The organism is Neptuniibacter sp. QD29_5 (genome assembly GCF_047778125.1).
Taxonomy (GTDB): Bacteria; Pseudomonadota; Gammaproteobacteria; order Pseudomonadales; family Balneatricaceae; genus Neptuniibacter.
On the sequence record NZ_CP180556.1, the window covers coordinates 290,366 to 303,295 of the forward strand.

The following is a 12,930-nucleotide window of genomic DNA, read 5'->3' on the forward strand; positions in this document are numbered from 1 at the left end:
TCTTGCCAGCGCTTAAACCTAGTTCAGATGATGATCTGCATCCATGGGATCACTATTCCGATCAACCGCGAATCATCACGGATAGAGCTTATAAAAAGCGGATGAAACGTAAGCATTTTAAGGACTACTTGCTTACCTTTTTGACATCTTGCTTAGTCTTTCCTTTAGCTCTGATCGCTTGGTTCTTTAATCGTAAAGTTGAGCCGTCTTCGGTCCATTTCTTTTCCCTGTGTGTCAATTTAGACAAAGGGGAAGAGCAATATGTGTTGGTTGAGGAGCTAGGTTGTAAAAGCTTACAGGTGCGTTTTTTCCTGTCGGAAATGGATCGTATCGATGAGTATTATCAGTTTGTGGCCGGGTTTGGAGAGAAAGAAATTCTCTTAGTGGTAGTACAAGATCGCCAGCATATTGGTGATCATCAACTGCTTGCTACAGATATCGCTCGTGTTTTTGAAGTTTTCTCTCCTTTAGTAAAGCAGTTCCAAATAGGAACCACGATCAATCGTTCTAAGTGGGGCTTCTTCTCAGTAGCTGAGTATCTACAGTTTTATCAGGTGGTACAGAAGGTTCGAGATCAACAGTTTCAGGGTTTAAAGCTATTAGGCCCCTCAGTTATCGACTTTGAATACCCATACCTGATTAGAGCTTTGTTTAATGGCTTTAAATTGAAGTTTGATAAAGTGGCTGCGCTGCTTTACGTAGATCGAAGAGGAGCACCAGAGAATCCACAAATGAAGGTGTTTGATACCTTTAATAAAATTACGCTCCTGCACAGTATCGCCAGATTAAGTCCTAAAACGTCCAGTAAATTACTGCTGACAGAAGCAAATTGGCCCCTATCCAATACAGCACCTTGGGCGCCGACAAGCGAAACAGAGTGTGTAAGCGAAAGCGACTATGCGAACTTTTTGCTTCGTTATCATTTGCAGGCTCTTGCTACTCAAAGAGTTGAATCTGTCCACTGGCATCAACTTATAGCGCCCGGTTATGGTTTGGTTGATAGTCGAGAAGGCTTACGTACACGAGAAGCCTTTTGGGTTTACAAAACTATGCTCGACGTTTTAGGGAATGTGGAAGTGCAACATTACCAAAAGCAAGGAGAGGTATATCGGCTTGCTTGCAAAGACCGTCAATCAGATCGAGATGTAATTGTACTTTGGGGTAATGAGGTTGAACTGCCTTTGTTAGAGTATTTGAGGCAAGAAAATATAAGTGTAGAAAATAAACAGTTGATGGATAAATCAGCTGCTACTTTGAATAAAAAGACTGCCAGAATATCCAACAGCCCAATCTATATTATTAGTTAGATGATAGTTGTTCTTCGGCTGGATCTGACTCACTTGCCTTAATCCGTTCAGCAAGCATACTGGTTAATATCACCAATAATCCTGTATACATGATGATGCCAGTATTTAGGAAAATTACTTCTTGGGTGATATTCGCAATAAAGAAGACACTGCCAAAAGTGGAAAGAGCAACAGCGTAAGGCGCTATTTCCTTAGGGGATTTTCTCCAAGCTTGTATCCCTAAATAGATTGGAAAGCCTAAAAATAGAATGACGGAAAGTAATCCAATCAATCCGCGACGAGCAAATGAGTTAACGTAAGTGTTATGAGAATTATTGAATTTAAGTAATTCTTGTCCATATCGTCCAGAAAGTACTTGTTGGTCTTTATATGAATTAAAATTCGAATACCCCATTCCTAAAAGAGGTGATTGTTGGCCCGCCTCTAATGCTATCTTCCACTGCCCCAAGCGGATACCACTGGATGTGTTTGTTTTTGAACCACTACTAAAGGCGGCTACATTGTCGAAAGCTCTTTGGTAGAGATTCTTAATAGGACTGTTGTATATCAATATGGTTGTACAGGTTATGAGTAAAATACTAAAAGCTGCTATTTTTACTTTGCTAATATTCAGCTCAAAAAAACATAGTATCCCAATCATAAAAGCAACAATTGGAATGGCGATGATGCTACCTCTACTCTGGCTCAGAATTCCAGCCCAAATACCTCCCGTTGCCATAAAACAGAGTAGTATGAAAAAAAATGTATTTTTTTTCAGGCGTACTGCCAATGCAAATCCTGCAGATGCAATCGCAATTGATATTGCTCCAAATTGAATTGCATTAATATCATTGCCAGCTCTGTGGTAATTGAGGATATACCTATCATAACTAGCTGACAGAAATAGAAATAAAGAGCCAGCTATAAATGCATATGTCAGATAACGAAAGTCTGGTTTTACTACATTCAGCAGAGGGATGAGTGGAATTAGTAAAAGTACCTTAGCAGGCTTATCTAATAGTCTCGTTTTTTCTCCAAATAAGAATACCTCTAAAATGAAGGCCGCAATATACAGGCACATAATGATGATAAGACTTTTCTCAATAAGGCTTAGGTGAATATTTTGGCGCACTGTTGAGCTGATAAAAAATATGTATGAGAAAAAAATCAGAGCGAAAAATAAGTTGTAGCTATTCTGGAAGGTTACGGAAAAAACAATCAATCCACAGGTTGCAGCTGTGAGGTAGTATCTAGCTAAGGCTAAAATGTCCATGTTTTTTAAGCTAGCTACCATTTGACTCTCGATTCTATATTATTGTTACATTCTTTTTACTAACCTGCGGTTTATTTCTTGGGCCTCAAAAGTAGAGTTCATGAAGTGGTCCGCAGGTATATTTTAAAGGAAAGGTAGTTGAAATGAAGATCTAATTTTGATTTTTTGTCATGCTTAGGTCTAGTTTGAGTGCTCTATTACTTTTATCTAGTGATGTTGTTTAGTAAGTCTAGAACTTGTTTAAATTGTTTTTGGCTTTCAAATTTTGACAATGCTTTTAGCCGGCCTGACTCTGATAGTTTGTGTCTAAGGTTTTGAACCTCGATATAAGCAGCTAGTTTCTTCGAGAGGTCGTCGGCATTCTGATTCTCAAACAGTAAACCATCCTGTTCGTGATCGATTATTTCTAGTGGCCCGCCGCTATTACTGGCTAAGACAGCAGTACCTGTATGCATAGCTTCTACTAGAACCATGCCAAATGTTTCTTTGTTTGTTGCAAGTACAACACAATCGCTAATAGCCATCAGATCTTGGACGTTATTCACAAAGCCGGTGAAGGTAACTTGTGACGATAACCCTTTATCAGAAATCTGTTTTTTTAATTGCTCTAGATAGCTTTCGTCCATTGGGTTGCCAATAAACATGACTTTTGCGTTTGGCTTATTAAGCTTTTGTAACGCGTCAATTAATAGACCTTGGCCCTTGGCAGGCTCAATGCGACCGGCGAGTGTTATCACAAAGCTTTCAGTAAGTTGGTACTTCTCTTTCAGAGCTTCTTGTGAGGCTTTGTCTAAAGGTTGATATATCGGAGCACCGATATAAGAAACTTCAACAGTCGGTCTAATCTCCTGTGGAATGTATTGCGTGATTTGATCTTTAACTTGCTGTGTTACTGCAATCATTAGATCAAGGTTTTTGTAGAGCCAGCGATGATAGAAGTCACTCTTGAAACGCGTCATATTCATATGTCGACTTTGCACGAGCTTGGGCTTACGTTTACTTAGCTTTTTAGCCAACACACTTACAGGGAGATCTTTCGTCCAATGTAAATGAATCAAATCTATCTTGTTGGTATCTATGTAGGTAGCTAATTGCTTTGCATTTTTGAAAATATTTTTCCATGCATGTCTATGTAGCTGCAACATTTTCAGATCAACATTTTCAGATAGAGACGAAGCTAGCTTACCATTTTGAGCAACAGCCACATGAATGCCTATTTCGTTATTTAGATAGCTGCTTAAGCGTTGCATATAAAGCTCAAGGCCACCTAAATCGGGTGATAGGCATAGTTGTAGAATTTGCTTGCTCATTGAAGTTGTTCCAGAGAAAGTATTAGATTTTGGCTTTTTTTTGTTCGAAGTTAGTCTTTAAGAAGGTCTTCTTTCTTTGCATGAGTCCACTTTCCTCTCGGCTTATCGATATATTGGAAATGCTCATTGGTAAAGCTGCCTTGAATACAAGTGATTTTGTAATATCTATGATTGACGCTTTCTTCGCCGATTGCGTTATTAAATACAGCGGGGCCAGTTAGATCATAGACGCCACGGCCTATGTTTTTGTCCTGAATGTTTTTGACAATAGTTTCAATTGTCTTGGTCAAAAAGCGATTCTGAGGTGCGCTGGCAATAAAATAGTTAGTGAAGTGCTCTTTGTTAAGAAGAAACACCTCTTCATCTTCCTCATTGATCATTTTAGATATTGGCCAAACAGCATGAGCATCAATATCCATATAGATACCACCAAGCTGGTTTAGGGTGATCATGCGCCAAAGGTCGGCCTGAGCAGCGCCATCAGTCAATTTCTCATACGCATTGGAAATTTCCGGAGGGGTATTCTCTTTGATAAACGTAAGACGATCTTCTGTGCTGACATAACGGTATTCAAAATCGGGTGAAATCAAACGATTGAATAGGTAATTACAATAAACAGGCAAGCTGACACGGTTTGTGTAGTTCGTCTGCCAGATGATTTTTGGAATCTTAGTGGTCTTCTTTGATTTGACTATAGGATCGCTCTGCGTTGGGATAGTGAAGCGTTTCTTTGGAAATAAAAAATGGAAAATAAAAGAAAACCCTTTCACCAATGCTCCAAAAAGCTTGGCAAGTCGATTAACTAGAATGATCTTTAAAGGCAATTTCATCTGTGGTCCTACTGCGTTGAGGATTTCTGATAAGGGCTTTCCTTGCCATTTAACTGTGTTTTAAATCGTTTGTGAACCCACATATATTGTGTGGGTGCTTTCCTTACGCCTGCTTCAACGGCTAAATTCACCAATGTAGCGTCCTCAACTTCATCCCCGCTAGGAAAATTTTCCACAGGAACAATTTCTACAATGTAGCCTGAATCGTCTTCTTTACGGCGTTGTTGCATTGATAGAAGAGGGGAGTTGTTCAATTTCACCATGCGAGTTGTAGCTGTCACGGTAGCTGCTGTTTGACCAAAAAAAGGCACAAACACCGATGTTTTATGACCCATATCTTGATCAGGCCCATACCAAACAACCTGATTTTTCTTGAGACAGCGGATAATTTCTCTCAACTGTTTTCGCTCAATCGGACGGCTAAACGAAGCACGTCCCTCGCTGATTGTTTTTTCCATTAACGGATTATTGTGTTGGCGGTACATAGAGATCAGTGGAGCGCCATGCCCAGAAAAGAGCATGCCGCCTAAATCTAAGTGAGAATAATGGGCTCCAAGCAAAATTACGCCTCTGCCTTGGCTTAACGCGTCGTCCAGCAATTCAAAGCCGCGATATTCTGTACGCTCTTGTAGAGCTTTTTTGTTTCCCCAATATGACCAAGCGGTCTCTACTAAACCGATACTGTTATTTTTGAACACCTCTCGAATAAATTGGTTGCGCTCGGCTTCGTTGAGTTCAGGAAAGCATAACTGGCAGTTAACATTCGTTATGTGTCGGCGCTTTGGTAGCAAATAGTAAAGTGCAATACCTAGAAGACGGCCGAAAGCTAAACCCATTTTAAAAGGCAGTAAAGCGAGCATTCTAAGCAGAATAATGCCTAGCCAAGTTGGCCAGTATTTTGGGGCTAAAAAGGATTCAGTTTTATTCACAGTCAATCAGATCTTGATCAATAAGCGGCTGATTATACGTGTGTCCTTGTTCGTCAGCCAGAGAGAAGGTTGGGGAAGTTAGAGCGTCAGGTTATAATGCCGGCCTAATTTCTGAGGATTTATACTCATCTATGTCTAATCATGACCAAGAAAAAGGTGTGGGGATGAAAATTTATTTTCGTCTGCTAACTTATGTTCGACCTTATTGGCTACCTTTTTTATTGGGAATCTTGGGATTTATCCTTTATGCCGGTGCACAGACCGGTTTTGCTGCATTGATGGAGTACTTGATTGATGCTATCAGTGAGGCAAAAGAGGATACATACATTTATGGCCCTTTAGCCGTGATTGGCATTGCCATTGTCCGAGGTATTGGCACCTTTATGGGTAATTTCTTCACCGCTTATGTGGCGCGTAATGTCGTGCATCAGCTTAGGCTTGTGATGTTTGATAAGTTGCTGCAAATACCGCTCGATTATTTTCATAATAATGCTTCTGGGCATATTCTTTCTAAAATTTCATACAATGTTGAGCAAGTAACAACGGCTGCTACCGATTCTCTAAAGGTGACTGTGCGTGAAGGTATGACAGTCATAGGCCTGTTTTGTTATCTGCTTTATCTCAATTGGCAGCTGACTCTTGTTTTTGTAGCAGTATCTCCTTTAATCGCTTTGGTTGTAATGATCGCATCTAAGCGATTTCGCCGTTTAGGTCATCGAATTCAAGATTCTATGGGCGATGTAACGCACGTCGCTTCTGAAAACGTTCAAGGCGTTCAGATTGTCCGTACATTTGGAGGCTGCGACAAAGAACGAGAGCGTTTTGAACAAGCTAGTGGGCAGAATCTGCGTCAAAGCTTGAAATTGGCTTTTACTGAAGGTTTGAGCGTTCCGATTGTTCAGATTATTGTTTCTAGCGCTTTAGCGTTACTTATCTTTTTAGCGCTACACCCAATGATGAATAATGATATGACAGCAGGTCAGTTTATCGCGTTTATTATTGCGGCGGGCCTTATTGCTAAACCTTTGCGTGCATTAACAGAAGTAAATAGTGCCATTCAACGGGGTATTGCAGCAGCTAAAAGTATCTTTGAGCTAGTCGATGAAACTGTAGAAGAAAATACAGGAACTTTGGTTGCTAAGGCTGATACAGGGAGTAGTCGTCTTGAGTTTAAAGATCTTAGTTTCTCTTACCTGCCAAATAAACCTGTCCTAAATCGCCTAAATCTTGAAGTTGAGCCTGGGCAAACTGTGGCTCTAGTAGGTAGGTCGGGCAGTGGTAAATCCACTTTGGCAAGTTTGATTCCTCGTTTTTATGAAGCGACCAGTGGAGCGATTCTCTTAAACGGACATAGGCTGGATGAGTACGAGTTGATCTCTTTACGATCTCAGATTGCCTTAGTAACTCAGAATGTATTCCTATTTGATGGCACAATTCGTGAGAATATAGCCTATGGCACCGATTCTGATATCGGCGAGTCAGCGATTATAGAGGCAGCTCGTGCTGCCCATGTAATGGAGTTTGTTGAGCGTATGTCTGACGGATTAGATACCCATGTTGGTGAGAAAGGTACCAAACTATCGGGTGGTCAGCGTCAGCGCATCGCGATTGCGCGTGCAATATTGAAAAATGCCCCAGTGCTTATTCTTGATGAAGCTACATCAGCATTGGATACAGAGTCAGAACGTCATATCCAAGCGGCTCTAGAGAATGTGATGAAAGGGCGAACAACCTTGGTAATCGCGCATCGACTTTCAACTATAGAGTCAGCAGATCAGATTGTTGTGATGGATCAAGGCCAAATTATGGAGAAAGGATCGCATACAGAGCTTTTAGAGCAAGGTGGAATGTATGCGGACCTTTACCAGAAGCAGTTTACTGAAAATGACTGAGCATCTTAGTCACGGAGAAATTGAATGAAAATCAATATGCCACGTTTTGATAAAGCACAGGTTCTAGTTGTAGGGGACCTGATGCTGGATCGTTATTGGCATGGGCCGACCTCAAGAATTTCGCCTGAAGCACCGGTGCCAGTGGTAAAAGTTGAGCAGAATGAAGATCGCCCAGGTGGTGCTGCTAACGTTGCATTAAATGTAACAGCCTTAGGGGCAGGTGTTTCTTTGGTCGGTTTGGTTGGTAAAGACGAAGCAGGTGAAGCGCTTCAGAAGCAGCTGACATCTGCTCGAGTGAACTGTGCTTTTTCGATTACCGAAGACGAGCCAACGATCACTAAATTACGCATTATTAGTCGCCATCAACAGTTGATTCGCTTGGATTTTGAAGAAGCTTTCTCGGCAGAGCACAGCGAAAGTATTCAGTCAGAATTAGAGCCTTTATTAGGTAATGTTGGCGTTTTGGTACTGTCAGATTACGGTAAAGGTACCCTGTCTGATTGCCAAGGTTTAATTAAAGCAGCAAAAGCCGAAAATGTACCTGTGCTGGTTGATCCTAAAGGCAGTGACTTTAGTAAGTATCGTGGTGCGACCTTATTGACGCCGAACCTGTCCGAATTTGAAGCGATTGTTGGGCACTGTGCCTCTGATGAAGAACTGGTTTCTAAAGGGCAGGCTCTTGCGAAGGAGCTTGAGCTAGACGCTTTGCTAGTGACCCGCAGTGAACATGGTATGACCTTGATTCTTGCCGAGGGTGATGAAGTTCATTTTCCTGCACGTGCACGTGAAGTTTTTGATGTTACGGGTGCAGGCGATACAGTTATCTCTACCCTAGCTTCTGCCTTGGCGGCGGGTGAGGAACTCACTAATGCTGTGGCTTTATCTAATATTGCAGCGAGCATTGTTGTAGGTAAATTGGGCACTGCGGCTATCAGTGCGCCAGAACTGCGTCGTGCAGTGAGTAAAGAACAAGGTGCTGAGCGCGGTGTAGTGACTGAAGAGCAGTTACTGATTGCGTTAGCTGATGCGCGTGCTGCAGGCGAGAGTATTGTCTTTACTAATGGTTGCTTTGATATCTTACATGCGGGTCATGTAGGTTATCTTGAGCAAGCAAGAGCGCAAGGTGATCGCCTTGTCTTGGCTATCAATAGCGATGAATCCGTTAGTCGTTTAAAAGGACCGGGTCGCCCTATTAACCCGGTTGAGCGTCGCATGGCAGTATTGTCTGGTTTGGAAGCGGTCGATTGGGTGCTGTACTTTACTGAAGATACTCCAGAGCGTTTGCTGGAACAGGTGAAGCCTGATGTCTTAGTTAAAGGTGGTGACTATGGCATTGAAGGTGTTGTTGGCGGTGAGTTTGTGCGTAGCTATGGTGGTGAGGTTAGAGTGCTTTCTTTCCTTGATAACTGCTCTACTACAGCCATTGTTGAGAAAATTCAGGGCGATAGCGACGAATAGTCGGCTATCGCACTCTGGTTAAGCTAGCTTAGATCGCAAGTTTACTGAGCGCGGTATTCGCCGCGTTCACATTACTCGCTAGATGCTTAGGATTGATTGTGCCGATAATAGCTGAAGTCACGCCAGGATGGGCATAAATAAAGTCAAAACTCCCTTGAATAGGATCTTGAGTTTGATCTAGGCAGATATGACCCGAAGCGAGTGCCTTTTTAAGCAATATGCCTTTGTTATTTTGGGCTGCGTAGTCCAGAACTGCTTCCTCATCTCGATGGTTCAAATTGTAGGTCACCATCGCGCAATCAGATTTCTCTAAAGCTAATAGTCCGCCTTCAACAGTCTTAGTCGACATGCCGGTCGCGCGGATTTTTCCTGACTGTTTTAATTCCTCTAGAACATCCAAAATGCCGTATTTGCGGATGATCTCTACATCATTTCCATCAGAGTGCACTAGTAACATATCAATATAATCAGTGTGTAAGCGTTTAAGACTACGCTCGACACTGTATTGCACATGCTCCGGTGTGAAATTGAAGCCGGATTCACCAGTAGTATTGTCAAATTCTTCACCAACTTTTGAGCAGATAATCCAGTCGTGACGTTGTCCCTGAAGTAGAGGTCCTAAGCGCTCTTCGCTATTACCATAAGCAGGGGCTGTATCGATCAGGTTGATGCCTAAATCTTTAGCTTGTGCGATTAAATCAAGCACTGCTTTGTCATCAGGGATGGTAAAGCCTGTTGGGTATTTGACGCCTTTATCACGACCGATTTTTACAGTGCCTAGGCCGATGGGTGAGATCTTTAAACCTGTTTGCGCTAGTTCTCGTTTAATCAAAACTCACTCTCCCATAAAGGCTGTGCGGTTTCTGGCTTAGGAAGAGCACTTAGAGGCGAAAGGTCAGTATCAGATGATATTTTCTTACATAAAGGTAACACTTGATCGGCTAAATCAGGCGATAGTGCTAATTTTGTTGGCCAAGCCACGATGCAATTGCCGACTTTCTGTGCAAAAGCAGAATCGGGCCTTGATAGAGATGATTGCTTTGGTTCAGCACGATTGACATGGAATGTGCTCCATTGCGCATCTGAAAGGTCGACCCAAGGGAGAAGATCTGAAATAGCTTTTTTAGCAAATTCAATTTGTTCAGATGGAGAGCGATCTAACCCGGTTTCAGCCACATCGCCGCCAAGGTACCAAACCTGTTTACCATCACTGCAAGGGTGAGTAGTAATCGTTGCTACTGGTTTGCTGCCAGTACCAATACAGTGGGCAAACGTAGGCAAATTGTGGTCGTGCTTGACCATCACCATATGCAAAGGGCGTTTTTGCATCTCAGGCTGTTCTAGCGCTAATTGACCAGCAATAGATTCGTAGCCTTCACCAGAGGTTAGCACCAACTGAGCAGTTTCCAGTGTTAGGTCATGCTCCTTAAAGGCGATGCTCTGAATCTGTTGATCCTGAATCTGGATTTCAGCTTGGTTGAGATCCGCTTTGAATATGCGATCTTCAACAGGTGCTCTCAGTGCATTAATCACGGTTGGTACGTTTAATACCAGTTCATTCAAACGGTAGAGAGACCCTTTAAATTTAGAATTAGAAAACACTTTAGGGCGATCTGATTTTGATACCTCTTCAACACGTCCGCGAAAGGCTTTGGTCGCAAAGAAGGTAGTCATGCGAGAGCCTAAAGAGCCTTTAGACCACATATAGTGAGCTTCAGATAGAACTTCTACCGAGGTGAGGTCTACTTCGCCGTTGCCATTTAGGCAATCACGCCAGCGTTGCGGCATCTCTTTAATCGTATTGGAGGCTTGGGTCAGTACGCCATTTAGCGCATACTTGGTACCGCCATGAATGATCCCTTGTGCGCGGATGGTTTGTCCGCCTCCTAAGGTGTCTTTTTCCAGTAAAATGGCATTTAGTCCATCTTTTACTGCTCTATTGAGAAGCCAAAGGCCAGCAACGCCGCCGCCCACGATTACGAGATCAAGTTTAAGTGTATTCATAACGGCATTATAAGCATGGGGGCGCTTAGGAGCTAGCCGATGCGTGTTATACTAGGCGACTTTATTGTCGACTGGCGTGCTTACTTTTTATGAATCGCACTCTCTATACTTGCCTGTTTTATATCGCTCTACCGTTTATTCTGCTGAAGTTATGGTTGCGAGGTCGTAAGGCGCCCGCTTATCGCCAGCGTTGGCAAGAGCGACTTGGGTTTTTTCAATCGCCAGCCTTTGAAGATCGTCCTTTGTGGATTCATGCCGTATCTGTTGGTGAGGCGCTTGCGATTATTCCTCTCGTTAAGCTGATACAAGCCCGCTATCCGCAGCTGCCCATTGTGATGACTACTATGACACCGACGGGAGCTGAGCGAATCATCGATACCTTCGGTGATAGCGTGACTCACTATTACTGCCCTTATGATGCGCCTTGTGCGATTAATTGTTTTCTATCCAAAGTGAAGCCACGCGGTTGTGTGGTCGTTGAAACTGAATTATGGCCAAACATGATTGCAGGTTGTGCCAAACATGATGTGCCAGTGTTAGTGGCCAATGCGCGTTTGTCGGCAAGATCTGCAAAAGGTTACGCTCGTTTCAGCAAGATGGCTGATCAGATGCTAAAGCAGATCACTAAGATAGCTGCGCAAAATAGCGTTGATGGTCAGCGGTTCGTTGATTTAGGCCTTCCAAAGAGCGCTTTGGAGGTAACCGGTTCCATCAAATTTGATGTCTCAGCTCCAGAAGGGAGTGAGCGTTTGGCTGTAGCCCTACGAGAAATGTGGGGTTTAGATCGACCTGTCTTTATTGCTGCAAGTACGCATGAAGGCGAGGAAAGTGCGATCTTAAATGTATATCACAAGCTGTTGGAGAGCACTCCAGAGCTATTGCTGGTCATTGTTCCTCGCCACCCAGAACGATTTGACGGAGTGGCGGAGCTTATAAAACAGCAAGGTTTTAAGTTGGCGCGTCGTAGCTTAGGTCAACAGCCGAGCACTAAAACTCAAGTGTATCTTGGCGACACTATGGGTGAACTTATGAAGCTGTTAGCGGCGGCTGATATTGCGTTTGTTGGCGGTAGTTTAATTGAGCGCGGTGGGCATAATCCATTGGAGCCAGCAGTTTTAAAGAAAGCCGTTGTTATGGGGCCACACTTCTTTAACTTCCAAATTATTTGCGACTCTTTACGCGAAGCTGGCGGGTTGGTTGTAGTCGAAGATGAAACGGCATTGCTGCAACAGATCGAGAAATTGATAAAAGCGCCTGCTGAAAGAGAGAGAATTGGCGAGTTAGGTCAGGCATTTGTGATGGAAAATCAAGGCGCATTGGATCGTTTATACGCCTTGACTGAGCGGGTCTGCATTAATAGAAATTAATGCGGACGAACCATTAGACGTTGCTAGTGGTTCGTCTGTCCATCTCTTCGCACAACCAGTGCCCTACAAAAATGTGGGCTTCTTGAATGCGTGCTGTTTCATCAGATGGTACGCGGATTAAGTGGTCGGCAATATCGTTTAGCTTACCACCGTGAGAGCCTGTCCAAGCCCAAGTGGTGCAACCGATCTCTTTCGCCGCTTCAATAGCATCAATGACGTTAGCACTGTTTCCTGAAGTCGATATGCCGATGATTAGGTCTTCAGGCTTGGCTAATGCTTGTAGCTGACGAGTGAAAACAGAATCATAACTGTAGTCGTTGCTGTGAGCGGTAAGAATCGAAGTATCAACCGTAAGTGCTATCGCTGCGAGTGGGCGACGTTCCGCTTTGTAACGTACAACAAACTCAGCGGCTAGATGCTGGCTGTCGGCTGCGCTGCCGCCGTTACCCATAAAGATCAATTTGCCACTCTGGTCGAAACATTGCTCTATTTGATCGGCCAGAAGTTGGCTATCAGCAGCAATTTTGTCTAACTGGTTAAAGGTGTCAAAGTGGCGTTGTAGCGCATTTGAGAATGACATA

The 12,930-nt window shown here is 43.2% G+C and carries 11 protein-coding genes; 4 read left to right on the plus strand and 7 right to left on the minus strand.

What is annotated here, in order from left to right; genetic code table 11:
• Nucleotides 1-2 precede the first annotated feature (2 nt).
• Nucleotides 3-1,307: a hypothetical protein gene (locus ACMXYR_RS01205; RefSeq protein WP_415902599.1), complete on the plus strand. Its 1,305-nt coding sequence runs from the start codon at nt 3-5 to the stop codon at nt 1,305-1,307.
• On the opposite strand, the gene ACMXYR_RS01210 is transcribed toward ACMXYR_RS01205, so the two are convergent.
• The 4 genes from ACMXYR_RS01210 to lpxL all read right to left on the minus strand — a co-directional run bounded on the left by ACMXYR_RS01210 (nt 1,300) and on the right by lpxL (nt 5,628).
• Nucleotides 1,300-2,559 (minus strand): O-antigen ligase family protein, encoded by a 1,260-nt coding sequence (locus ACMXYR_RS01210; protein WP_415902600.1) that lies wholly within the window; start codon nt 2,557-2,559, stop codon nt 1,300-1,302. The genes ACMXYR_RS01205 and ACMXYR_RS01210 overlap by 8 nt on opposite strands.
• 203 nt (nt 2,560-2,762) lie before the next feature.
• Entirely contained in the window at nt 2,763-3,869 is a 1,107-nt protein-coding gene (locus ACMXYR_RS01215) for a glycosyltransferase family 4 protein (protein WP_415902601.1), read from the minus strand.
• Between the two features lie 50 nt (nt 3,870-3,919).
• Nucleotides 3,920-4,699, minus strand: a complete 780-nt coding sequence (locus tag ACMXYR_RS01220; RefSeq protein ID WP_415902602.1) for a glycosyltransferase family 32 protein — start codon at nt 4,697-4,699, stop codon at nt 3,920-3,922.
• Between the two features lie 8 nt (nt 4,700-4,707).
• The gene (gene lpxL, locus ACMXYR_RS01225; protein WP_415902603.1) at nt 4,708-5,628 is read right to left on the minus strand and encodes an LpxL/LpxP family Kdo(2)-lipid IV(A) lauroyl/palmitoleoyl acyltransferase; all 921 of its coding nucleotides are present in this window, start codon (nt 5,626-5,628) and stop codon (nt 4,708-4,710) included.
• Nucleotides 5,629-5,792: 164 nt separating this feature from the next.
• On the opposite strand from lpxL, the gene msbA reads away from it, so the two are divergent.
• Nucleotides 5,793-7,520, plus strand: a complete 1,728-nt coding sequence (gene msbA, locus ACMXYR_RS01230; protein WP_415902604.1) for a lipid A export permease/ATP-binding protein MsbA — start codon at nt 5,793-5,795, stop codon at nt 7,518-7,520.
• A gap of 24 nt (nt 7,521-7,544) precedes the next feature.
• Entirely contained in the window at nt 7,545-8,978 is a 1,434-nt protein-coding gene (gene hldE / locus ACMXYR_RS01235) for a bifunctional D-glycero-beta-D-manno-heptose-7-phosphate kinase/D-glycero-beta-D-manno-heptose 1-phosphate adenylyltransferase HldE (RefSeq protein WP_415902605.1), read from the plus strand.
• 28 nt (nt 8,979-9,006) lie between these two features.
• Here the strand turns inward: hldE and ACMXYR_RS01240 are convergent, their stop codons facing one another.
• Complete coding sequence (locus ACMXYR_RS01240) at nt 9,007-9,810, minus strand: aldo/keto reductase (protein WP_415902606.1); 804 nt, start codon at nt 9,808-9,810, stop codon at nt 9,007-9,009.
• On the minus strand, nt 9,807-10,982 hold the full coding sequence (locus ACMXYR_RS01245; RefSeq protein WP_415902607.1) for an FAD-dependent oxidoreductase: 1,176 nt from the start codon (nt 10,980-10,982) through the stop codon (nt 9,807-9,809). The genes ACMXYR_RS01240 and ACMXYR_RS01245 overlap by 4 nt, the downstream gene beginning before the upstream one ends.
• Before the next feature lie 89 nt (nt 10,983-11,071).
• Here ACMXYR_RS01245 and waaA point away from each other — a divergent pair, with 89 nt between their 5' ends.
• Nucleotides 11,072-12,349, plus strand: coding sequence for a lipid IV(A) 3-deoxy-D-manno-octulosonic acid transferase (waaA, locus tag ACMXYR_RS01250; protein ID WP_415902608.1), 1,278 nt, complete (start codon nt 11,072-11,074; stop codon nt 12,347-12,349).
• Nucleotides 12,350-12,362: 13 nt separating this feature from the next.
• Here waaA and ACMXYR_RS01255 read toward each other — a convergent pair whose 3' ends face one another.
• Nucleotides 12,363-12,929 (minus strand): SIS domain-containing protein, encoded by a 567-nt coding sequence (locus ACMXYR_RS01255; RefSeq protein WP_415902609.1) that lies wholly within the window; start codon nt 12,927-12,929, stop codon nt 12,363-12,365.
• Nucleotide 12,930 lies beyond the last annotated feature (1 nt).